Origin of the sequence: Curtobacterium sp. Arg-1 (genome assembly GCF_025643395.1) — a bacterium.
Classification (GTDB): Bacteria; Actinomycetota; Actinomycetes; order Actinomycetales; family Microbacteriaceae; genus Curtobacterium; species Curtobacterium poinsettiae.
Map to the genome: position 1 here is coordinate 936456 of NZ_CP095731.1, position 23572 is coordinate 960027.

General features: G+C 71.8%; 15 protein-coding genes and 1 tRNA gene. 10 read left to right on the forward strand and 6 right to left on the reverse strand.

The window, feature by feature from the left end; translation table 11 throughout:
- Positions 1 to 127: 127 nt before the first annotated feature.
- The gene (locus MXD64_RS04560; RefSeq protein ID WP_231564082.1) at positions 128 to 841 is read left to right on the forward strand and encodes a ferritin-like fold-containing protein; all 714 of its coding nucleotides are present in this window, start codon (positions 128 to 130) and stop codon (positions 839 to 841) included.
- Positions 842 to 928: 87 nt separating this feature from the next.
- Here the strand turns inward: MXD64_RS04560 and MXD64_RS04565 are convergent, their stop codons facing one another.
- On the reverse strand, positions 929 to 1225 hold the full coding sequence (locus MXD64_RS04565; protein WP_140448450.1) for a hypothetical protein: 297 nt from the start codon (positions 1223 to 1225) through the stop codon (positions 929 to 931).
- A 4-nt stretch (positions 1226 to 1229) separates the two neighbouring features.
- On the reverse strand, positions 1230 to 1454 hold the full coding sequence (locus MXD64_RS04570) for a DUF3107 domain-containing protein (RefSeq protein WP_031259670.1): 225 nt from the start codon (positions 1452 to 1454) through the stop codon (positions 1230 to 1232).
- A gap of 128 nt (positions 1455 to 1582) precedes the next feature.
- Between MXD64_RS04570 and MXD64_RS04575 the strand changes: the two genes are divergently transcribed.
- Both MXD64_RS04575 and MXD64_RS04580 read left to right on the forward strand, forming a co-directional pair.
- On the forward strand, positions 1583 to 4738 hold the full coding sequence (locus tag MXD64_RS04575) for a UrvD/REP family ATP-dependent DNA helicase (RefSeq protein ID WP_263137184.1): 3156 nt from the start codon (positions 1583 to 1585) through the stop codon (positions 4736 to 4738).
- A complete protein-coding gene (locus tag MXD64_RS04580) occupies positions 4735 to 7986 on the forward strand; it encodes an ATP-dependent DNA helicase (protein WP_194590233.1) in 3252 nt (1083 codons plus the stop codon). Before MXD64_RS04575 ends, MXD64_RS04580 begins: the two co-directional genes overlap by 4 nt.
- Before the next feature lie 453 nt (positions 7987 to 8439).
- On the opposite strand, the gene MXD64_RS04585 is transcribed toward MXD64_RS04580, so the two are convergent.
- Positions 8440 to 9438, reverse strand: coding sequence for a phosphotransferase (locus tag MXD64_RS04585; protein WP_140448453.1), 999 nt, complete (start codon positions 9436 to 9438; stop codon positions 8440 to 8442).
- A 116-nt stretch (positions 9439 to 9554) separates the two neighbouring features.
- On the opposite strand from MXD64_RS04585, the gene nudC reads away from it, so the two are divergent.
- The gene (gene nudC, locus MXD64_RS04590) at positions 9555 to 10490 is read left to right on the forward strand and encodes an NAD(+) diphosphatase (RefSeq protein WP_042539185.1); all 936 of its coding nucleotides are present in this window, start codon (positions 9555 to 9557) and stop codon (positions 10488 to 10490) included.
- A complete protein-coding gene (locus MXD64_RS04595) occupies positions 10487 to 12253 on the forward strand; it encodes an ATP-dependent helicase (RefSeq protein WP_017887034.1) in 1767 nt (588 codons plus the stop codon). The genes nudC and MXD64_RS04595 overlap by 4 nt, the downstream gene beginning before the upstream one ends.
- Here the strand turns inward: MXD64_RS04595 and MXD64_RS04600 are convergent.
- On the reverse strand, positions 12144 to 13001 hold the full coding sequence (locus MXD64_RS04600; protein ID WP_056072986.1) for a TOMM precursor leader peptide-binding protein: 858 nt from the start codon (positions 12999 to 13001) through the stop codon (positions 12144 to 12146). The genes MXD64_RS04595 and MXD64_RS04600 overlap by 110 nt on opposite strands.
- 60 nt (positions 13002 to 13061) lie before the next feature.
- Positions 13062 to 14480 (reverse strand): zinc-dependent metalloprotease, encoded by a 1419-nt coding sequence (locus MXD64_RS04605; RefSeq protein WP_263137185.1) that lies wholly within the window; start codon positions 14478 to 14480, stop codon positions 13062 to 13064.
- A 151-nt stretch (positions 14481 to 14631) separates the two neighbouring features.
- On the opposite strand from MXD64_RS04605, the gene MXD64_RS04610 reads away from it, so the two are divergent.
- The 4 genes from MXD64_RS04610 (at position 14632) to MXD64_RS04625 (ending at position 19963) form a co-directional block, all read left to right on the forward strand.
- Positions 14632 to 15741 carry a YlbL family protein gene (locus MXD64_RS04610; RefSeq protein WP_017887031.1) on the forward strand — a complete coding sequence of 370 codons (1110 nt, stop codon included), beginning with the start codon at positions 14632 to 14634 and terminating at the stop codon, positions 15739 to 15741.
- Between the two features lie 165 nt (positions 15742 to 15906).
- The gene (locus tag MXD64_RS04615) at positions 15907 to 18909 is read left to right on the forward strand and encodes a UPF0182 family membrane protein (RefSeq protein WP_263137186.1); all 3003 of its coding nucleotides are present in this window, start codon (positions 15907 to 15909) and stop codon (positions 18907 to 18909) included.
- A 63-nt stretch (positions 18910 to 18972) separates the two neighbouring features.
- Positions 18973 to 19049: transfer RNA gene (locus MXD64_RS04620), tRNA-Met, on the forward strand.
- 74 nt (positions 19050 to 19123) lie between these two features.
- Positions 19124 to 19963: a carbon-nitrogen hydrolase family protein gene (locus tag MXD64_RS04625; RefSeq protein ID WP_031259658.1), complete on the forward strand. Its 840-nt coding sequence runs from the start codon at positions 19124 to 19126 to the stop codon at positions 19961 to 19963.
- A 47-nt stretch (positions 19964 to 20010) separates the two neighbouring features.
- Here MXD64_RS04625 and MXD64_RS04630 read toward each other — a convergent pair whose 3' ends face one another.
- The gene (locus MXD64_RS04630) at positions 20011 to 21219 is read right to left on the reverse strand and encodes an aminotransferase class I/II-fold pyridoxal phosphate-dependent enzyme (RefSeq protein WP_263137187.1); all 1209 of its coding nucleotides are present in this window, start codon (positions 21217 to 21219) and stop codon (positions 20011 to 20013) included.
- 191 nt (positions 21220 to 21410) lie between these two features.
- Here MXD64_RS04630 and MXD64_RS04635 point away from each other — a divergent pair, with 191 nt between their 5' ends.
- The gene (locus tag MXD64_RS04635; RefSeq protein ID WP_228499421.1) at positions 21411 to 23498 is read left to right on the forward strand and encodes a S1C family serine protease; all 2088 of its coding nucleotides are present in this window, start codon (positions 21411 to 21413) and stop codon (positions 23496 to 23498) included.
- Positions 23499 to 23572: the final 74 nt, after the last annotated feature.

The following is a 23572-nucleotide window of genomic DNA, read 5'->3' on the forward strand; positions in this document are numbered from 1 at the left end:
TCCGGGGTGCCGCTGGGCGTCGGGCCGGGCGCCCGGCGGGTGCCGCTGGACGTCGGGGCGGGCGCCCTCCGGGCGCCGCTGGGCGTCGGGCGGGTGACCGGCGGGTGCCCTCTATGCTGGTCGGGTGGTGTCGTGGTGGAACCGGAAGCGCGCGGCGCAGCTCGCTGCCGCATGGCTCGCGTCGCGGAACCCGCGCGGAGCAGCACAGGTCAAGCGGCTCGCGCTCGACGACGTCACCCCGGAGCTCGATGTCTACCTGGGGCAGGCCGCCTACCTGCAGCTCTCCGTCTACGAGACGATGGGACGAGCCGGTGCTTCGGCACCGACGCTCTCCGGCCGTCTGGTCACCGGGGTGCTCGCGACCACGGCGCTCGAGCGGCACCGCACGATCGTGGCCGAGATCGAGCGCACCGGCGGGGACCCGGCGGCGCTGATGGCACCGCACCGCGAGGCGATCGACCTGTTCCTCGAACGGACGAGCGGTGCCGACTGGTACGAGTCGATGCTCACCGGCTACGTGACGGCAGGCATCCTGAACGACCTGTTCGGCAACCTGCTCCGCTCGCTGCCGATCGACGTGCGGCAGCGGCTGCGTTCGGTGTTCGACGCGCGCGAGGAAGCGGCGGTCGTCGAGGAGCTCACTGCCCACATCGAGGACGACCCGCAGATCGGATCGCGCCTGGCGATGTGGGGACGGCGTCTGGTGGGCGACACCCTGCTCGTCGCCCGGTCCGCCCTGGCGTCGCACGCCCGTGAGGACCAGGAGCGACTGGAGCCGGTCTGGACCGAGCTCATCGCCGCGCACACCCGACGGATGGACGCGCTCGGCCTGACGGCTTGAGCGGCAGGCCCGCTCGAGCTTCACGCTTGATCGAGCGTCACGCTTGCTCGATCGTTGGCTTGCTCGGGTGTCGGGCTTGCTCGGGTGTCAGGCGCCGCGCGTCTTGAGCTGCTCGTAGTACGCGGCGTCGCCCTTGTCGCGCCGGGTTCCGAGGAGCCACTCGACCACGACTGCGACCACGCCGGCCCCCACGAGGGCCACGACCCAGATCCAGGTGCCGTCGTACCGCCACCCGGCCCAGGTCAGCGCTTCCCACAGGACGGCTGCGGCGATGCCGCCGGCAGCAGGGCCGACGAGCACGCCGCGGTTCGACCGCCACGGCAGGATCACGTGCGCGACCGCGCCGATGATGATGCCGCCGAGGACGGCGAAGAGCAGTTCCACGTCGTCAGGCGACGAAGCCGATGCGCCGTGCCTCTTCCGCGCCGACCTCGACGTACGCCAGGGCCGAGACGGGGACGATGAAGCGACGGCCCTTGTCGTCCTGCAGCGACAGGTGCGTCGACTTCGCGGTGAGCGCCTCGGACACGGCCTTCTCGACCTCGTCCGCGGTCTGGGCGGTCTCGAACGCGATCTCGCGCGGGCTGTTGATGATGCCGATCTTGATGTCCACGAGCACAGCGTATCCGAGCGGTCCCGTGCGGCATCGGCCGTTCGCCGCGGGCGCACTCGGGCGGTCGGACGACCGGTGCCCCGCGCGTCCGGGGCGGTGCTGTCGGCGGTCCTCGGTACCGTACGAGCGTGCCGCAGACCACGCTGATGCCCGCTCCCGAAGACACCGGGTTCGCGCGCGCACTGGTCGACGACCCCTCGCAGGCTGCGGTGCTCGCCTTGCCGGACGGCCGCCACGGTGCGGTGATCGGCGCCCCGGGCAGCGGCAAGACGACCTCGCTCGCTCGCCTGGTCGCCGACCGCCTGCACCGCCCCGATGCGATCACCCCGGACGGGCACGCGACGGTCCTGGCCCTGACCTCGGCACGCACAGCGGCGACGGCGCTGCGCGACCGACTGGCGCGGACGGTCGACCGGGTCGTTCCCGGGGCCCTCGCACGCACCGTGAACTCCCTGGCGTTCCAGATCGTCACGCACGCGGCGGCGGTGCAGGGGCAGGAACCCCCGACGCTGCTGACCGGTGGCGAGCAGGACCGGATCATCGCCGACCTGCTCGCCGGGCACGAACTCGACGCAGCCGGTCCGGCCTGGCCCGACCCGATCACCGCGGTCGTCCGTGAACGCGCCGGGTTCCGCACCGCACTCCGCGACGTGATGATGCGCGCGGTCGCCGCTGGTGTCGAGCCCGACGACATGCGCGAACTCGGCGACGAGCTCGGTCGACCCGAGTGGCACGCCGTGGGTGACTTCGTCGACGACTACCGCGCCTCGGTCACCGCGTTCCGGCCGACCGGACTCGACTCCGGCGAGCTCGTGGCGTACGCCACCGCCGCGGTGCTGCGGCACGAGCTCCCCGCGAGCATCGCCGCCCTGCGGCTGGTCGTCGTCGACGACACGCAAGAACTGGTGGAGGGCGAGATCGCCCTGCTCGGAGCCCTCGCGCGTTCCGGGGTGCAGATCGTCGCGTTCGGCGATCCGGACATCGCTGCCTCGGCGTTCCGCGGCGCCGAACCGGACGTGCTCGGACGGCTCGCCGTACGACTCGGGGTGGACCGCGTCGACGAGCTGTTCCTCGGCGCCGTGCACCGGCACCCCGCGCCGATCCGCGCCCTGGTCTCCGGCATCACGGGCCGCATCGGCACCGCGGCGGCCGGACGACAGAGAAGCGCCGCGGCGAGCCACCAGGACGCGCGGTCCGACGCCGTCGTCCACCTCGAGGCTGCCAGCCGGTCCGCCCTCGTGGTCGCGATCGCTCGTCGACTCCGCGAACACCGCCTGCTGGACGGCGTGCCGTGGCACCGGATGGCCGTGGTCACCCGGAGCGGCGCTGCCATCCCGGAACTCGTGCGGGCGCTCTCCGTGGCCGAGGTCCCTGCGACCGCCGGCGCGGCGCCCGTCCGTCCGCGCGACGACTCCGCGGCGCGGGCGCTGCTCGACGCGGCTGCGGTGGCGCTCGACGTCCTGCCGCTCGACGCCGCCCTGGCCACCGCGTTCGCCACGGGGCCCCTCGGCGGCCTCGACACCCTGGCGATGCGCAGACTCCGGCTCGCACTGCGGCGCGAGGAGCTCGCGGGCGACGGCAGCCGCACCGCCGACGAACTGCTGGTCGAGGCGCTGGGCGCACCGGAGCGACTGGCGACGGTCGACGCCGGGTTCGCGCGGCGTGCGACCCGACTTGCCCGGAGCCTGGTACAGGCGCGTGCCGACGCCGATGCGGGGTCGAGCATCGAGGAGATCCTCTGGGGGCTCTGGGAACGCAGTGGCCTCGCGAAGTCGTGGGGTGCCCAGTCCGCCGCCGGTGGTGTGGGTGCGGGGGAGGCCGACCGCCACCTGGACGCCGTCGTCGGCCTGTTCACCGCCGCCAAGCGCTTCGTCGAGCGCACGCCGGACGCCCCCGCGCGGGTCTTCGTCGACGACCTGCTCGGTGCCGACCTGCCCGAGGACTCGATCGGCCCCGACCGGACCGCCGGCCGTGTGCGGGTGCTGACCCCCTCGGCGACGATCGGACTCGAGTGCGACGTGGTCGTGGTGCTCGGCCTGCAGGACGGTGTCTGGCCGAACACCCGGGTGCGCGGCAGCCTGCTCGACCCGGACGGCCTGGTGCGCGCGGCCGCCGGTGTCGAGCGTTCGCCCATCGACGACCGCGCCGCCGTCGTCGCCGACGAACTCCGACTCTTCGCCCGGGCGGTGTCCCGCGCGACCACGCAGGTCGTCATCGGCACCGTCGCGAACGACGACGAGTCACCGTCGCCCTTCGTCCGTCTCGTCCCGGTCCCGCCGGACCGCCAGCCGACCGTTCATCCACTGTCGCTGCGCGGGCTCGCCGGGTCGCTGCGCCGACGGGTGGTGGGCTCCGGCGACCACGAAGCCGCGTCCGCGTTGGCCCGCCTGGCCGAGGCAGAGGTACCCGGGGCGGCTCCGGACGAGTGGTACGGACTCGCCGAGCCGACCACCGACGAACCCCTGGTCGACCTCGACGCCGAGCCCGTGCCCGAGGTCGAGGGCGGGGAGCCCGTCGCGCCGGCCGTGTCGGTGTCGCCGTCACGGATCGGCACCTTCGAGGAGTGCCCGGTGCACTGGTTCGCGCAGACCTTCGGTGGCGGTGCCCCGAGCCCGGCGATGGGCATCGGCACCATCGTGCACGAAGCGATGGAGCACGCCACCGAGATCGACGTCGAGTCGCTGTGGGAGCGGGTCGAGTCACGGTGGGACGAGCTCACGTTCGAGTCGCCCTGGGTCGCCGACCGCGAGCGCGCGCGGACGCGGCGGATGATCGAGGGACTGAGCGACTACCTCCGCACCTTCGCCAGCGCCGGGCGCCAGTTGCTCGGCGCCGAGACCTCGTTCGCGCTCGTGACCGGTCCAGCACGCATCCGGGGGAGCATCGACCGCATCGAGGTCGACCCCGACGGCCGTGTCAGCGTCGTCGACCTGAAGACCGGCCGCTCGATGCCCAGCGAGAAGAACGACATGCCGGAACACCCGCAGCTCGGTGCCTACCAACTCGCGGTCGAGGACGGCGCGGTCGACGGTGTACCCGCCGGCTCCCCGATGACCGATGCACGGCTGGTCTTCGTCCAGAACCCCCGCGGTGGCCACGCCTTCTCGGAGCGGACGCAGCACGCGTTCGACGCCGAGGCGCGTGAGGCGTACCGCGAGCGCCTGCACGGTGTGGCGCGGGGCATGGCCGGCCGGAAGTTCGTGGCGAACGTGGACGACCACTGCGAGAAGGCCCGGACCGGGGTCGAGTGCCGGATCCACGTGGTGGCGGAGGTGACCTGGTGAGCGACCCGACCGAGACGACCGACACGGCTGCTGCTGCTGCGCCGCCCGTCATCCGGCACGGTGCCGACGCCATCGCCGACGCGCTGGGCCGCCCCCGTCCCACCGCCCAGCAGCGCGCCGTCATCGAGTCGCCGCTCGTGCCTGCGCTGGTCGTCGCCGGAGCGGGCAGCGGGAAGACCGAGACGATGGCCTCGCGCGTGGTCTGGCTGCTGGCCAACGGGTTCGTCCGCCCCGACGAGGTCCTCGGCCTGACCTTCACCCGCAAGGCCGCCGGCGAACTGTCGGTCCGCATCAACGACCGCATCCGCGCGCTCGAGGACGTCGGGCTGATCACCCCGGGGGACGCCTTCGAAGCGCCCACCGTCTCGACGTACAACGCCTTCGCGAACGCGGTCTTCCGCGAGAACGCCCTGCTCGTCGGCCGCGACGGCGAGTCCCAGGTGCTGACCGAACCCTCGGCCTGGCAGCTCGCCCGTCGGGTCGTGGTGGCCGCCCGCGACGACCGGCTCGCCGGACTCGACCGCGACGTCGACACCCTGACCGCCGCCGTGGTCGCGCTCGCCGGCGCCACCTCCGAACACCTCGTCGAACCAGAAGACCTGCGCCGGTTCGCCATCGAGTTCTCCGAGCTGCTCGAACTCCCCGGCAACCGGGGCAAGCCGTACAAGGCGATCACCGACGCGGTCGCCGCCATCGGCGCCCTCGAACCCCTGGCCGACCTGGTCGCCGAGTTCCGTCGACAGAAGGTCGACCGCGGGTTCGTGGAGTTCTCCGACCAGATCGCCCTGGCGCTCGCCGCGGCCGAGTCGGCACCGCGCGTCGTCGACGACCTGCGGAGTCGGTACGGCGTGGTGCTCCTCGACGAGTACCAGGACACCTCGGTGGTGCAGACCCGGTTCCTCGCCCGGCTGTTCCGCGGGCACTCGGTGATGGCGGTCGGCGACCCACACCAGTCGATCTACGGGTTCCGTGGGGCGAGTGCGGCGAACCTCGCCCGGTTCCCGCACGACTTCGGGGGCGACGAACCCGGCGTGGCCGAGCCGGTGACCTTCGCGCTGTCGACGAGCTGGCGGAACCCGGTCGACGTGCTCGCGGGGGCGAACGCGATCGTGGCGCCGCTGTCCGAGGCGTCCGAGGTCGACGTCGAACGGCTCTCGCCACGACCGGGCGCCGACGCCGGCACGGTGCGTTTGGTGTTCCCCGAGACCCTGCCGGAAGAGGCCGACGAGGTCGCGGCGTGGTTCCAGGACCACCGTCGGCGGGCCCCGGCGGGCTCGATGGCGCTGCTGCTGCGGGCCCGGAAGGACCTCGCGGCGTTCACAGCGGCGCTCGGAGCACGTGGGGTGCCCTACCACGTGCTCGGGACCGGAGGGCTGCTCCAGCGCCCGGAGATCGTCGACCTGGTGGCATGCCTGCGCGTGCTGCACGACCCGGCGGCCGGCAACGACCTGATCCGGCTGCTCGCGGGCTCGCGGTGGCGGGTCGGCGCGGCGGACATCGTCGCCCTGCACCAGCTCGCCCGGTGGCTGTTCCAGCGCGACCACACCCAGCAGCGTCTCGACGACGACCTGACCGCGGCGTTCCGGGCCTCGGTCGCCGCAGGGGAGCACGGGTCGATCGTCGACGCGCTCGACTTCGTCGCGACCGCGCCCGACGAGCACGGTGCGCTCGAGGGCATCACCGCCGCCGGTCGCAGCCGGATGCGCGCGCTCGGCGGGCAGCTCGCGATGCTCCGCTCACGCGCGGGGAGTGACCTGGTCGACTTCGTGACGCTCGTCGTGCAGGAGATGCGACTCGACATCGAGGTCGCCGCGCACGAACAGGGCAGCGGCGCGTACCTCGACGCCTTCATCGACGAGCTCGCCGGCTTCGTGTCGACCGACGACCGCGCCGACCTCGGCTCGTTCCTCGGCTGGATCGACGCCGCAGCCCGGCGTGACGACATGGGCCCGCGTTCCGAGGAGCCCGAGGCCGGCACCGTGCAGATCCTGACGATCCACGGGTCCAAGGGGCTCGAGTGGGACGCCGTCGCGGTGCCCCGGATGGTGGAGGGCGGTCTGCCCGCGCGTCCGCAGGAGGGCTCGTCCGGCTGGCTCGGGTTCGGCCGTTTGCCGTACGAGTTCCGCGGGGACGCCGCGGAGCTGCCCCGGCTCGCCTGGCGCGGACAGGAGACCCAGAAGGACGTCACCACGGCGATCGACGCCTTCAAGGAACAGGTGAAGGCCCGCAACGAGGACGAGGAACGCCGGCTCACCTACGTCGCCCTGACCCGCGCCAAGCACGACCTGCTGGTGTCCGGCTCGTTCTGGGCCGGCGGGGTCCGACCCACCGAACCGAGCCGCTACCTGCGCGACCTGGTGGACGCCGACGTCATCGACGGCGCGGCGATCCCGGAGACGACGGTGCACGACGAGAACCCGATGGGGGAGAGCGGCGCGACCCAGACCTGGCCGCACGTGCCGTTCGGGCAGCGGGCGCCGCGGGTCCTGGCCGCGGCCGAGCGGGTGCGGAACGCGAACCCCGGAGCCGCCGGGCGCTTCGCCGCCGACATCGACCTGCTGCTCGCCGAGCGGCACGCCACCCGGAACGCGAAGCACGCGGTCGCCGTCCCGCACCGCGTCCCGGCGTCGGGCTTCAAGGACTACCTGACCGAACCCGACTCCGTGGCCGAGCGGCTCCGCCGGCCGATGCCCGAGCGACCGTACCGTGCCACCCGTCTCGGCACGCTCTTCCACCAGTGGGTGGAGCAGCGGGCGCGGAGCGGTGGCGGGCTCGAGACCCTCGACGTCTGGGACGGCGAGCTCGACCTCGACGCCGACGACCTCGTCGACGCATCGCCGGACGCCGTGGTCACCGACGACGACGCCCGCCGACTCGCGGACTTCCAGGCGACGTTCGCCCGCTCACGGTGGGCCGGGCTGACACCGATCGAGGTCGAACGCGAGATCCACATCCCGTTCCTCGGGCACAGCGTCGTGTGCAAGCTCGACGCCGTCTACGAGATCGACGGGCGTGCCGAGGTCGTCGACTGGAAGACGGGCAAGGCTCCCTCGGGGGCAGACGACCTGGCTCGTCGCACCCTGCAGCTCGCGTTGTACCGCGTCGCGTACGCCGAGTTCACCGGACGGCCACTCGACCAGGTCGACGCGGTGTTCTACTTCGTCGCCGACGACCTCGAGGTCCGTCCGTCCGAGCTGCTGGACCGCGCCGGCCTGGAGCGCGCGTGGTCGGAGGCCATCGGCAGCTGACGTCCCGCGGCAGGCGGAAGGCGCGCGCGACCGCCCGCGGTGCGTCCGGCGCGGGCCGCGCCGGACCTGCCGCGCCTGCCGTGTCGCGCGCGGCGCCCGCCGCTGGACGCGCCTGACGGGACGTGCCGGAAGAACCGCACCTGCCGTGTCGCCGCCCTGCGCCTGCAGCGCGCTGTGCCGGTCGTGCTCCGCCCGGTTGTGCTCCGCCCGGTCGTGCTCCGCCGGTCGTGCTCCGCCCTGGAGGCCCGGTGCCGGTCCGCCGGACCGGCACCGGGCCTCCAGACGGTCGCGTCCCGGACGCGAGCCGACGACCGGAACCGGTCACGACACCCCGCCTTCGGCGCAGCGAGCGGTCACAGACCGTCGGATGGACGCGACGCAGCCGACGATCTGTGACCGCCCGGCGGAACCGAGCGGGGAGTCGTGACCGACGTGCGGCGGCGCGATCCGGGGTCAGCCGTGGCGACGCTCGGTGGAGGACAACAGCTGCTCCACCTCGCCGATCTCCATCGTCTCCGGCGACACGGACTGCAGCGGCTCCGCACTCGGGGCGTGCACAGCGTCGACCAGGCGGTGCATCATCGCGACGGCGTCGTCGACGACCTCGGTGCTCTTCGCCTGGACGCCGTGCAGCAGCCAGTGCGCTGTCTCGAGCTCGTGGTGCACACGTGCACGCTGTGCGAGCTGGCGGTCGCGACCGCCGCCGTTCGCTTCGTAGGCACTGAGGACGGTGTCGAACGCGTCGCGACGGCCGGCGAGCACCCAGGCGAGGTCCTTGGCCGGGTCGCCGAGCCGCAGCTCGCCCCAGTCGAGGATCCCCGTGACCGCGTCACCGTCGACGAGCAGGGCGCCGGTGCCGAGCGAGCCGTGCACGACGGTCGGCGTGAACTGCCAGAGCTGTTGGTCGCGTGCGGCGCCCTCCCAACGCTCGACGAGCGCGGCGGGGACGAGCTTGGTCGCGACGGCACGGTCCATCACCGAGACGGCGGACCGGAGCACCTCGAACGGCGTGAGCGAGGGCAGGCCCGCGTCGGAGACGAAGCTCGTCGGCAGCTGGTGGATCGCGGCGACGGCACGGCCGACGCTGGTGGCGAGGTCGGGGTGCTCGACGAGTGACGCGAGCGTCGGGTGGGTCCCGGTCAACCGTGTCGTGACGATGGCGCGCGTCGATCCGATCGGTGCCTGGCCGCGGTACTCGACGACCCCGAACGGCAGGCGGGTGCGGATCCCGGCGCTCAGCGCCCGGATTGCGACGAGGTCGGCCGACTGGCGGGCCTCGGCGCGCTGGTTCCGGGGGCGGCGGATGACGATCTCGGTGCCGTCGGCGTCGCGGAGGAGCGCCGACTCGTAGTCGCCGGCCGCGGCCGAGCCGAGCGTGCGCGTGCCCGTGACGAGGAGACCTGGAACGGCCGTCGTCGCCAACGCGGCTAGAGTGAACTGGGATCCCGCCATGCCCCTCAGGGTAGGCGCGTGACGCGTGCACGGCTGCACGCCACGCTGTTCGGCGGCCCGCACGCCCACCGCACGTCTCCTGCACGTCCGCACCCGATCCGAGGAGCTCTCCCGCCGTGACCGTCGAGTTCGCCGCCCGGCTCCCGCTCTCCCGCAACGAACTCGACCGCGACGCCGAGTTCCGCACGACCGACGACATCGAGCGCGTCCTGCGCCAGGACGAGCGCACCCGGTACCTGCCGGTCCGCGGCGCCGAGATGCTCCGGAACGCCGACGGGACCCTGCGCTTCGTGACCGCGGCCCAGATCCCGGTCGAGACCGTCACCCTGTACCTCGGCCGAGCTGTCTCGGACGCCCCGGACGCCGCGGCGGGGACCCGTTTCGTCGCTGCGCTGATCGACAGCGCGACGGCAACCGCCATCGAACCCGACGACGACGCCTGGCAGAGCCTCCGGATGTTCGGCACCGAGCTCTCGCCGCGCGACCAGGGACTGGCGGTCGAAGCCGTCGCGATGGCCAACTGGCACGCAGTGCACGGCTTCTCCCCGCGCACCGGATCGCCCACCGCCGTCGTGAGCGGTGGATGGGTCCGTCGCGACCCGGAGGGGCACGACCTGTTCCCCCGGACCGACGCGGCGATCATCGTCGGGGTGGTCGACGCCGACGACCGGATCCTGCTCGGTTCGAACGCCGCGTGGGACGCCGACCGGTACTCGCTCCTCGCCGGGTTCGTCGAGCCGGGGGAGTCGCTCGAGGACGCCGTCCGCCGCGAGGTCTGGGAGGAATCCGGCGTCCGCGTCGAGGAGCCCGAGTACCTCGGCTCGCAGCCGTGGCCGTTCCCCGCGTCGCTGATGGTGGGCTTCCGTGCGCGTGCAGCAGGCGGTGACCCGACGACCGCCCGCCCCGACGGTGTGGAGATCCTGGACGTGCGGTGGTTCTCGCGCGACGAGATCCGCGAGCGTGCCGGGGACACCCTGCTGCTGCCCGGACGCACCTCGATCGCCCGCGCCATCATCGAGGAGTGGTACGGCGGGCCGCTGGACCTGCCGTGAGCGTCGCCGGTCCGCGCGGCACAGCCGGCGCAGGGGCTGTCGAACCCCGTCCGCCGTCGCCCGACGAACTGCTCGCCGCGCTCGACACCGAGCAGCGGACGGTCGCCCGGACACTGCTCGGACCGGTCGCGGTGCTGGCCGGTGCCGGGACGGGCAAGACGCGTGCGATCACGCACCGCATCGCCTACGGGGTCGCCACGGGGACCTACGCCCCGAACCACGTCCTCGCGCTGACGTTCACGAGCCGTGCCGCTGGTGAGCTGCGGTCGCGACTGCGCGCGCTCGGTGCCGGGACGGTGCAGGCACGCACCTTCCACGCCGCAGCGATGGCGCAGCTCAGCTACTTCTGGCCGGACACCGTCGGCGGGCACGCCCCCAAGATCGTCGAGTCCAAGGGGCGGATGATCGCGCACGCCGCCGACACGGTCGGCATGCACGTCGACACCCCGGTGCTCCGCGACCTGGCCGCCGAGGTCGAGTGGCGCAAGGTGCAGATGCTCTCGCTCGACGAGTACGAGGCCGCCGCCGCTGACCGGGTGATGCCGCGCGACACCACGCCGCGCCGGGTCATCGACCTGATGAAGGCGTACGAGCGGCTGAAGGACGACCGGCGGCAGCTCGACTTCGAGGACGTCCTGCTGGCGACCCTCGGCATGGTCGAGTCCGAGCCCCGTGTGGCGTCGTACGTGCGGCAGCAGTACCGGTTCTTCGTCGTCGACGAGTACCAGGACGTCTCGCCGGTGCAGCACGACCTGCTGCGCGCCTGGCTCGGCGGGCGCGACGACCTGTGCGTCGTCGGCGACGCCAGTCAGACCATCTACTCGTTCGCCGGGGCGTCGAGCGACTACCTGCTCGGGTTCGGGTCGGAGTTCCCGCGCGGATCGGTCCTGCGCCTCGAACGCAACTACCGCTCCACGCGCGAGGTGGTGTCCGCTGCGAACACGCTGATGCGCGGTCAGCCCGGGGCACTCGACCTGGTGGCCCAGAGCCAGGAACCGGGCCCGGACCCGGTCGTGCTGGCCTGCGTCCACGACGGTGACGAGGCGCAGACCATCGCCCGCCGGATCGCGGAGCTCGTCGGGGCCGGCGCGTCCTTCGGGGACTGCGCCGTGCTCTTCCGCGTCGGGGCGCAGTCGGCCGCGCTCGAGTCCGCCCTCGGCCGGAACGGGATCCCGTACCGGGTGCAGGGCGGCACGCGGTTCTTCAACCGCCCGGAGGTCAAGCTCGCCGTCCACCACATGCGCGGCGAGGCGATCCGGCAGACCGACGACGAGCTGACCCGACGGGTCCGGCTCGTGCTGCAGGTCAGCGGCTGGACGGAGACGCCGCCCGAGGGCACGGGCGCAGTGCGCGAGCAGTGGGAGGCGCTGCAGGCCATCATGGGCCTGGCCGAGGACGCCCCCGCGGGGACGACGATGCAGCAGTTCACCCAGGACCTGGTCGATCGCGCGGCGACGCACCACGAACCCGAGGTCGACGCCGTCACGCTCGCGACGCTGCACTCGTCGAAGGGTCTGGAGTGGCCGCACGTGGTCATCGCCGGCGCCGCCGAGGGGCTGCTGCCCATCTCGCACGCGTCGACCGACACCGAGGTGGACGAGGAACGACGGCTGTTCTACGTCGGGCTGACCCGCGCCCGCCGATCCGTCACGATCACGTGGTCGCAACAGGGGTCCACGCGTGGGGGAGCCCGGGCTCCGAGTCGGTTCCTGGCAGCGCTCGGCACGCACATCGCGGATGGGGCCGGACCGGGGAACGGCTGACGGACAGGTCGTCCCGCTCGAAGACGACCTGGTCGGGCTCGGCACGTTGCGTCCGGAGCGGGAGCCGTTCCAGCAGCATCCGTGCCGTGGCTGCGGCCACTGCCGCCGACCGCCACGGAGACAGCGGCGCCGGGTGCCGACCCCAGACCTGGGCCGCGATGGCCGGCCAGGCCGGGTCGTCGTCGACGCGTGCGTACTCCGCGCACTGCAGGCAGGGTCCGGCTCCCGGCACGACGAACGGCCCGAGGCGGACCCGGCCGTCCCCCACCACGACCGCCAGGTGCGGCACGCCACGACGGGTCCACGCGGCACGGAGCGCCGGGTCGACCACGTGGTCGGCCACCACCACCGCGAGCCGGGGTTCCGGGTCGGGCAGTGTGATGGGACCCCCTGCCGGGGCGGTGGTTCGGCTGACAGTCACGCCCTCGCCGGTGAGGAACGTCGCCACGGTGTCGGCGAGCGTGCCGGGGCCGTGCACCTCGATGCGTTCGAGCGGCTCGGGCAGGACCTCGACCACAGCGGGCGACGCTGCGCCGAGCACCCCGGCCGCACGTTCCGGGGAGCAGCCCGACGCCACCGCGAGGCCGGACAGCACGTCGTGCCCGGTCTCGCGCCGGAGGCCGTTGAGGAACCGCTCTTCCCCGGTGGTGGGCACGGCGACGACGGCACGCGGGGGATCGACCCCGAGCTGGACCGTGGCGGGGTCACGCCAGACGAACTCGAGTGTCGGATCGATGCGGATGCCCATGACCCCACGGTGCCGGAGTGGGCGGCACGCGTGGGGTCACGGAGCGGATCTGTGGAGAACTCAGCGGGGCGGGTCGCCCGTGTGGTCCCCTGGACCGTCGCCCGATCCGCCCTCGGGGTCGTCGGCCACGTGGCCGGATTCGTCCTCGTGCGGGCGTGCCCCGGTCGAGTCGTTCAGCAGGTCTTCGAGTGCCTTGTCGAACGCGTCGTCCTCGTCGGTCTGCGACGGGTTCCGCAGCCGTGCGACGAGGGCGTCGGGCGCGTCGACGTCGTCCGAGGTCGGCACGAGGTCGAAGTGTGCCCACAGGGCATCGCGCTGTTCGGCACCGAGCTCGTCGGTCACCCGCTGCCACATCGCCGCGGCCTCGCGCAGACGGCGCGGACGCAGCTCCAGGCCGACCAGCGTGGCGAACGCCGACTCGGCGGGGCCACCGGCGGCCCGACGACGCCGCACCATCTCCGCGATCGCTCCGGCCTTGGGGAGACGGACGGTCGCCGCGGCGGTCACCGTGTCCACCCAGCCCTCGACCAGCGCGAGCATCGTCTCGAGCCGCGCGAGTGCGGCGTCCTGCTCGGCAGTGCGCGGCGGGATGAGGGCACCCGAGGCGAGTGCGTCGCGCAGCTGCTCCTGGTTGGTCGGGTCGATGTCGGCCGCGAGCTCCTCGACGCGGTCGAACGGGATGTGGATGCCCCGCGCGTAGTCCGTGATCGACGAGATGATGTGCAGCCGGAGCCACCGTGCCGACCGGAAGAGCCGGGCATGCGCGAGTTCGCGGACGGCCAGGTAGATGCGGACTTCGTCCTCGGAGACGTCGAGGCCCTCGGCGAACTCGGCGACGTTCTGCGGCAGGAGCGCGGCGACCTGCTCGTCGAGGAGCGGCACGCCGACGTCGCCGCCGGACACGACCTCCTTCGAGAGCTGCCCGACGACCTGGCCGAGCTGGATCGCGAAGAGTGCTCCGCCGATGCCGCGCATCGCCTTCGAGACGTCCCCGAGCATCGCCTTGAGCTGCTCGGGCGCACGCTGGTCGATCGCCTCGGTCAGGGCGTCGGCGATGCTGAAGGCGACGGGCTCGGCGATCTGCGTCCACACCGGGGTGGTGGCCTTCGCCCACTGCTCACGCGTGTAGAGGCTCGGGGCTGCGGTCAGTTCGGCGACCGTCGTCACCTCGTCGAGCCACAGTGCAGCGACCTGGAACGCCTGGTCGGCCGCCTGCGAGGTGGCCGGGTCGACTGCGTGACCGCCGTCGCGGGCGATGGCGGTTGCACGTTCGGCGGTGGCCGAGAAGTCGATGCCGTCGCCGCCGGACTGCGCGGCGCGCTGGAGCTGGCTCATCAGGTTCGCCACGGAGGCCGGGTCGTTCGGCAGACCGGCGGCACCGGCGAGCTGCGACGGGTCGATCTGCCCCTCGCCCGAGAGCAGCTTGCGCAGCATCTCCTGGAAGTCGTCGTCCGGCCCCGGCTGTGGTTCATCAGGCATGCCGACTACGCTAATCGCTGCTCACGGGGCCGCACCTGGGATGCCCCCGTGGGAACGCCCGAAGTGCTGCGCCCAGGGCGAACAGCCCCGCTGCCAGGCGTGGGCGACCACCCTGCCGCCAGGCGCGGGTGCCCATCTGGAAGGACCCCGCGTGACCCTCTTCGCCCCCGCGCCCCGTCGTCGCTCGCGTGCCCGGAGGGTCGGGTGGGCGTTCCTGATCGGCGCCGTCGTGCTGGGCCTGCTGGCGAGCCTGCTGCCCAGTCCGTACCTCATCGAGGTGCCCGGACCGGTCTACAACACCATCGGCACGCAGCAGCAGGGCACCGGCAAGGACGCGAAGGACGTCAAGCTCATCCAGGTCTCCGGGCACGAGACGTACCCGACGGCGGGTGCCCTCGACATGCTCACCGTCGGCATCCAGGGCGACGCGACGAACCGCCCGTCGTGGACCAGCGTCATCCGCGCGATCTTCACCCGATCGCAGGCGGTGATCCCGGTCGAGGCGATCTACCCGAGCGGCACCACCACCGAGCAGGTCAACGAGCGTGACTCCGCGGACATGCAGGCGTCGCAGCAGTCGGCCGTCGCAGCCGCGCTCATCCAGCAGGGGAACGACCTGCCGACCGAGCTCGAGGTCAGCGCCGTGCAGGAGGGCTCGGCAGCGGACGGCGCGATCGAGAAGGGTGACGTGATCACGGCCTTCGACGGCAAGTCGCTCACGACCAACGCCGACGCCACGAGCCTGCGCGAAGCCGTCGCGCAGCACGGCACCTCGCGACCCGCGACCGTCACCGTCGAGCGGGGCGGCGCGACGAAGGAGCTCCGGGTCACGCCCCGCAGCGAGCAGGGCACGGCGTTGCTCGGCGTCGGCGTCACCGAGCGCTACGACTTCCCGTTCAAGGTGTCTATCCGGCTGCAGGACGTGGGCGGGCCGTCCGCCGGCATGATGTTCGCGCTCGGGATCATCGACGAGATCACGCCGGGCAAGCTCAACGGCGGCAAGCACGTCGCGGGTACCGGAACGATCACCGCCGACGGCGAGGTCGGTCCCATCGGCGGCATCCGCCAGAAGCTCTACGGGGCGGCCGACGCGGGTGCGACGGTCTTCCTGGCCCCCGCGGACAACTGCGACGAGGTCGTCGGGCACGTGCCGGACGGGCTCGACGTCTACAGCGTCGCAACCCTCGACCAGGCGGTCACCGACCTGCAGACGATCGCCGACGGCAAGAGCACCGCCAAGCTCGCCCGCTGCGGTTCCTGACCCGTCCCTGAGCCCCCGTACAGCTTCACGCCCGGTCCGGTCCCATAGGATCAGTGTCACTGACGGCCCGCCGCGAGCCGGGCCCGCCGGTCCGACACGTCTGGAGCACATCAAGTGACGACAACCTCGTCCACCTCGGGGCGGCGCTCGCCGCGGGTCCCGATCGTGGTCACGATCATCGTGCTGGCCGCACTGGTGATCGCCTTCTTCATCTTCGCCAGCCTGTACACCGACTACGCGTGGTTCGCGCAGCTCGGATTCCAGCAGGTCCTCACGACCCGGTGGATCGCCGGCACGCTGATGTTCGTGGCCGGCTTCCTCGGCATGGCGGTCCCGGTCTTCGTGAGCATCGCGCTCGCGTTCCGGTTCCGTCCGGTCTACGCGAAGCTCAACTCGCAGCTCGACCGCTACCAGCAGGTCATCGAGCCGCTGCGACGCGCCGTCATGATCGGCATCCCCGTGGTGCTCGGCGTCTTCGCCGGGCTCTCGACGGCCGGCCGCTGGAGCATGGTCCTCGAGTACTTCAACCGGACGCCGTTCGGCAAGACCGATCCGCAGTTCGGCCTGGACATCGGGTTCTACGTGTTCGAGCTGCCCTTCTGGCGCTCGATCGTGGCCTACTCGTCGGCCGTCGTCCTGATCGCCGGACTCGCCGCGCTCGCCGCGAGCTACCTCTACGGCGCACTCCGCTTCGGTGGTCGTGAGGTCCGGATCTCCCGCGCTGCGCGCATCCAGCTCGCGGTCACTGCGGCGCTCTACATCGCGCTGCAGGCGGTCAGCCTCTGGCTCGACCAGTACGCGGCGCTGACGAAGTCGAACTCGCTCATCACCGGTGCCCAGTACACCGATGTCAACGCGGTGATCCCGGGTCGCGAGATCATGGCGGGCATCGCAGCGATCGTCGCGCTGCTCTTCATCCTGACGGCGGTCATCGGCCGCTGGCGCATCTCGATCGTCGGCACCGGCCTGCTGCTCGTCGCCGCGATCGTGATCGGCGGCATCTACCCGTGGGTCGTCCAGCGGCTGCAGGTGAAGCCCTCGGAGCGGACCTTCGAGTCCGCCTACATCGAGCGGAACATCAAGGCCACCCGTGACGCGTACGGGGTCGCCGGTGTCGAGGAGCAGAACTACGACGCCACGACCGAGGCGAGCTCGGGCGCACTGGCGCAGGACGCCCAGACGACGGCCAACATCCGCCTGATCGACCCGAAGATCGTCTCCGACACGTTCAGCCAGCTGCAGCAGTACCGGCAGTACTACCAGTTCCCGAAGGAGCTCGACGTCGACCGCTACGACGTCAAGGGCGAGACCGAGGACACCGTGATCGCGGTCCGCGACATCGACCTCGACGGCCTCAGCTCGGCCGCGAACACCCAGTACAACCGGGCGTTCGTCTACACCCACGGGTACGGCGTCACCGCGGCCTACGGCAACCAGCGCGCGAGTGACGGCAAGCCGGTGTTCCTCGAGTCCGGCATCCCGTCGAACGGTGCGCTGGGCGACTTCCAGCAGCGCGTGTACTTCGGTGAGACCTCGCCGCCGTACTCGATCGTCGGTGCGCCGAAGGGCACGAAGAACGTCGAGCTCGACTACCCGTCCGGCTCCGACGACGACAACGGCGGCAACGCCACCACCACGTACGCCGGGAACGGCGGGCCGAGCCTCGGCAACTTCTTCAACCGGCTCGTCTACGCCGCGAAGTTCCAGTCGGAGCAGATCCTGCTCTCGAACGCGGTGAACAAGGACTCGCAGATCCTCTACGACCGCGACCCGATCACCCGTGTGCAGAAGGCGGCGCCGTACCTGACCGTCGACAGCGACGCCTACCCGGCGATCGTCGACCACCGCATCCAGTGGGTCGTGGACGGCTACACCACGAGCGACGCCTACCCGTACTCGCAGAGCCAGAGCCTGTCGGACAGCATCGCGGGTGCCGAGTCCTCGACGTACCGCACCGACCAGGTGAACTACATCCGGAACTCGGTGAAGGCCACGGTCGATGCCTACACGGGCAAGGTGACCCTGTACACGTGGGACACGAAGGACCCGGTCCTGAAGACGTGGCAGAAGATCTTCCCGACGTCGATGAAGCCGGTGTCGAGCATGAGCGCCGAACTCCTCGACCACGTGCGGTACCCGACCGACCTGTTCAAGGTGCAGCGCTCGATCCTCGGCACGTACCACGTGACCAACGCCAACTCGTTCTACTCGGGTGACGACGCGTGGAACACCCCGCAGGAACCGACGAGCACGGCGACGTCCGACAGCGACGCCGACACCGCGGCGACGTCGACGAACGCGCTCGGGGCGCAGACCACGACGACGGCCAACCGCGCGAACCTGCAGGACCCGTACTACCTGACCATGAAGGTGCCGGGGCAGGGGACCGCCTACTCGCTGTACACGACGTACATCCCACAGCAGACCGCGGGCGCGAACAACCGCAACGTGTTGACCGGCTACCTGGCGGTGAACTCCGATGCAGGTGGTGCCGGCAAGGGCGAGAAGGGGTCGGGCTACGGCAAGCTCACGCTGTTGACGATGCCGAAGACCGACAACATCCCAGGGCCCGGACAGGTGCAGAGCCTGTTCAACGGTGACTCGAACGTGTCGCAGGAGCTGAACATCCTGAAGCGCGGCAACTCGACCGTGAAGCAGGGCAACCTGCTCACGCTCCCGGTCGGCGGTGGGTTCCTCTACGTCCAGCCCGTCTACGTCCAGTCGACGTCGAGTGGTTCCTATCCGCTGTTGCAGAAGGTCCTGGTGGCCTTCGGCGACAAGATCGCGTTCGAGGACACCCTCGACGAGGCCCTGAACTCGCTGTTCGGTGGTGACTCGGGCGCCGCAGCCGGTGACTCCGGTGCGAGCGGCAGCGGCAGCGGGTCCGGTTCTGGTTCCGGTTCCGGCAGCGGATCCGGCTCGGACGCGGGCTCCGGCTCGGGTTCGTCCGGGTCGGGCGAGGGCTCGGGCGAGGGTTCGACCGGTGGATCGACGGGCTCCGGCTCGACCGACAACGACGCGCTGCAGAAGGCACTGTCCGAGGCCAAGGCGGCCCTGCAGGACCGCCAGGAGGCCTACGCCGACAACGACCTGGTCGCTGCGGCGGAAGCCGACCAGCGCCTCCAGGACGCGATCGAGGCAGCGACAGCAGCCGAGAACGACAACTGACACACCGTGGCGGGGCACTCGATTTGTGTCCCGCCACGGCCCCGTGTAGGCTTCTAAACGTGCCGCGGGGTGGAGCAGTTCGGTAGCTCGCTGGGCTCATAACCCAGAGGTCGTAGGTTCAAATCCTGCCCCCGCAACCAAGCGTCACATGAAGGCCCCGGTCCAACAGGACCGGGGCCTTCTTCGTGTGCCGGCCCCCGGGTACGCTCGCCGCATGGCCACCCTCACGATCGCGGCGGCGCAGTTCGCCCCCGTGGACGATCCCGTCGCCAACCTCGCCACCGTGCGCACCGCCGCCGTCGACGCGGCAGCCCGGGGCGCGGACCTCCTCGTCACCCCGGAGTACACCTCGTACTTCTCCGCAGACATCGACGATCGGTTCGTGGCCGCCGCGCAGCCGTTGGACGGCCCGTTCGTCACGGGCCTCCGCGACATCGCCCGGGCGACGGGCATCGCCCTGGTCGTCGGGGTCGCCGAGTCGGCGGACACGCCACAGCGTTTCCGGAACACCCTGGTCGCGGTGCTCCCCTCGGGGGACCTGGCGGCGACGTACCGGAAGGTCCACCTCTACGACGCGTTCGGGTCGCGGGAGTCCGACCGCATCGAGTCCGGCGACCCGGAGCAGCTCCCGGTCTTCACACTCGGCGGGCTCCGCATCGGTCTCGAGACCTGCTACGACCTGCGGTTCCCGGAGGTCACCCGTCGACTCGCCGCCCCGGAGACCGGTGCGGCCGACGTCGTCGTGCTCCCTGCCGAGTGGGTGCGTGGCCCTGGCAAGGAACACCACTGGCGAACGCTCCTCACCGCACGTGCGATCGAGAACACCGTCTGGGTTGTCGGGGTCGGCCAGACGCCGCCGATCGGGATCGGCGGTTCGGTCGTCCTCGACCCGTCGGGCGTCGCGGTCGCCTCGGCCGGCGCCGCGCCGGGCCTGCTCACCGCCACGATCGACACCACCGTCACGGACACCGTCCGTCGGGTGAACCCGTCGCTGTCGCTGCGGCGCTACGACGTGTCCGTGCGCACCCCGCCTGGAGGCCCGGGGCAGCGCTGACACGTCCGTCGCGTCCCGACGCGGTCGCGTCCCGACGCGGTCGCGTCTCAGGCGCGTGGGCGCGATCCGAGGGTCGCCAGACGTGCGGCGGCGTCCTCGAGCACGCTCCGACGCTTGCAGAACGCGAAGCGCACCAGGGACCGGTACCCGGCGACGTGGTCCAGGCGGACGAACGCCGAGACCGGCACCCCGGCGACCCCGGCCAGGGCGGGCAGCTCGAGGCAGAACGCGCGGGCGTCGTCGTACCCGAGGGGGGCGGCGTCGGCGAGGACGAAGTACCCGCCGTCCGGTCGCATCACGTCGAAGCCCGCTGCCGTCAGCCCGTCGGCGAGCAGTTCGTGCTTCGCGCGCAGGTCGGCGGCGATGCCGGTGAACACGGTGTCGGGCAGACGGAGGCCCACGGCGACGGCCGGCTGGAAGGGTGCGCCGTTCACGAACGTCAGGTACTGCTTGACCGTCGTGATCGCGTCGACGAGTGCCGGGGGAGCGGTGAGCCAGCCGATCTTCCAGCCGGTCGTGTTGAAGGTCTTGCCAGCGCTCGACACCGAGACGGTCCGCTCGGCGGCGCCCGGCAGGGTGGCGATGGGCGTGTGCGGGACGTCGAACGTCAGGTGCTCGTAGACCTCGTCGGTGATGATCACGGCGTCGCGCTCGGTGGCCAGGTCGACGATCGTCTGCAGGACCTCGGTGGGCAGGACCCGTCCGGTCGGGTTGTGCGGGGTGTTCACGAGCACGGCGCGGGTGCGGTCGGTGAAGGCCGCCCGGAGCGTCCGCTCGTCGGGCAGGAAGTCGGGTGCGGTGAGGGGGACCGTGACGTGCACGCCGCCGGCGAGCCGGACGAGTGCCCCGTAGGCGTCGTAGAACGGCTCGAAGGTGATCACCTCGTCGCCGGGCTCGACCAGGGCGAGGAGCGTCGCGGCCAGCGCCTCGGTCGCGCCGGCGGTGACCAGGACCTCGCGGTCGGGGTCGACCTGGAGGCCGTACCACCGCTGCTGGTGCTCGGCGATCGCCGCTCGCAGGTCGGGGGTACCGCGGCCCGGCGGGTACTGGTTCGCGCCGTCGCGGATCGCCTGCACCGCGGCCTCGAGCACCGCGGCCGGACCGTCCTCGTCCGGGAAGCCCTGCCCCAGGTTGACCGCGCCGGTGGTGGCGGCGAGGGCGCTCATCTCGGCGAACACCGTCGGTGCGGGGACCCCGTCGGGGCCCAGCAGCATCGCTCCGTCGGCGGCTCGCAGCCACGGTCCTGCCTGGCGCATGTGGTTCCCTCCGGTGCGGGCGACGACGTGTCGCGCTGAACGGTCCCCAACCTAGCTGTCCGTCCCGCGGTGGACTGGGTCCCGCCGTTCAGCGCACGCATAAGATCGCCAGGGGTGGCTCGCAGCCTCGACAGAAGGACCGCTCAGGTGCTTGCGACAGACTGCACGAGCTTGAAAGGAGCACGTCCAGCATGACCGACACCACGCCCAACGGGCAGGGCGACGACCGCCGTCCGGACGATGCGGCTCCGCCTGCCGCCAGTGAGGACGCCGCAGCAGCGGCCACGAGAGGGAACACGTCGATGCCGAACGACTCCGACCAGCCGGACGAGACCCCTCGCCCGAACCAGGACGAGAACCACAACCAGAACCAGAACCAGAACCGGAGCGACGAGACGTCCCCGGACAACACGGACGTGATCCCGTCGTCGACGGAGCACCCGACCGACCGCTACACCGCGCCGTACCCAGCCGTCTCCGGTGACTCCTCGGGTGCGCAGCAGGGCGGCTACGGGCAGCAGACGTCGCCGTACGGCCAGTCGCAGTCGCAGCCGAGCCAGAACCCGTCCGGTCAGCAGGCTCCGCAGAGCCAGAACCCCTCCGCTCAGCAGTCGCAGTACGGCCAGCAGCCGCAGCAGAGCCAGAACCCGTCCGGACAGCAGTCGCAGTACGGCCAGCAGGCCCAGCAGAGCCAGAACCCGTACGGCCAGCAGAGCCAGTACGGCCAGCCGTCGCAGTACGGCCAGCCGTCGCAGTACGGCCAGCAGAGCCAGTACGGCCAGCAGCCCCAGAACCCCGCCGGCCAGCAGTCGCCGTACGGCCAGCAGTCGCCGTACGGCCAGCAGTCGCCGTACGGCCAGCCGGTCGGCGACCGTCCCCGCTACGGCGAGTACGCCCAGCCGACGTCCTCGGCCGCGCCGAGCTCGTCCTCCGAGTACGCGACCGCGTCCGCACCGGCCCCGCAGTCGGCCACGAGCGGCTTCGGTGACGTCGACGGTTCGAACCAGCGCAACGGCCACTACTTCAGCGACGACGCCTCCGGCGCAGCCGCGACCACGACGACGAAGGACCGCTCGGGCCGCAACAAGCTGCTCCTGCCGGTCATCGCCGGTGTCGTCGTTGCCGGGCTCGTGGGTGGCGGCGCCGGGTGGCTCGCCTCGTCCGCGACCAACGACGGGGGCAGCGTGGTGTCCTCCGGCTCGTCGCAGGGCGGCAACCTGACCGTCAACGACTACGACTCCGCCACCGTGGTCACCGCCGTCGCGGCACAGGCCACCCCATCGGTCGTCACCATCAACGTGTCCGCGAGCAACGAGGCCGGCACCGGTTCCGGTGTGGTGATGAGCAAGGACGGCTACATCGTCACCAACACCCACGTGGTCACCCTCGACGGCGACAGCTCGAACGGCCGTATCACCGTGACGACCTCGAACGGCAAGATCTACGCGGGCAAGCTCATCGGCACCGACCCGACGGTCGACCTCGCGGTCATCAAGATCGACGCGACCGACCTCAAGCCGATGGAGTTCGCGGACTCGTCCAAGCTCAACGTCGGCGACACTGCCGTGGCGATCGGCGCTCCGCTCGGTCTGTCGAACACCGTCACCGACGGCATCGTCTCGACGCTGAACCGCAGCATCCAGGTCACCTCGAGCGCTCCCAGCGAGGGCGGCGACTCGAACGAGGGCGGCAACGGCGGCTCGGGTCCCTTCGACTTCTGGGGCAACGGGGACAACGGCAGCAGCTCGTCGGCGAACACCACGGTCTCGCTCCCGGTCATCCAGACCGACGCGTCGATCAACCCGGGCAACTCCGGCGGCGCACTGCTCGACTCGAAGGGCCGCCTGATCGGCATCAACGTGGCCATCGCCTCGGCCGGCAGCTCGTCGTCGTCGGAGTCGGCCGCCGGCAGCATCGGCGTCGGCTTCTCGATCCCGGCGAACCTGGTCAAGCGGGTCGCGAACGAGATCAAGGACAACGGTTCGGCGACCCACGGTCTCCTCGGCGCAACCGTCGGCGACGCCACCGACGAGGCCAGCGCCACGCAGGTGGGCGCTCTCATCAAGTCGGTCTCCAACGGCGGTGCCGCGGCGAAGGCCGGTCTGCAGAAGGGCGACGTCGTCACCAAGATCGGCTCGGCGTCCGTCTCGAACGCCACCGACCTGACCGCGCAGGTGCGCTTCTTCGCGGGTGGCGCCTCGACGACGATCAGCTTCATCCGCGACGGCCAGACCCGCCAGGCCGACGTGAAGCTGGGGACGTTCGACAGCAAGGGCTGACGCCACCACACGGCGGACAGGAGGCCCGGGGCACGTCGTGCGCCGGGCCTCCTGTCCGTCACGGGGTGCGTCCC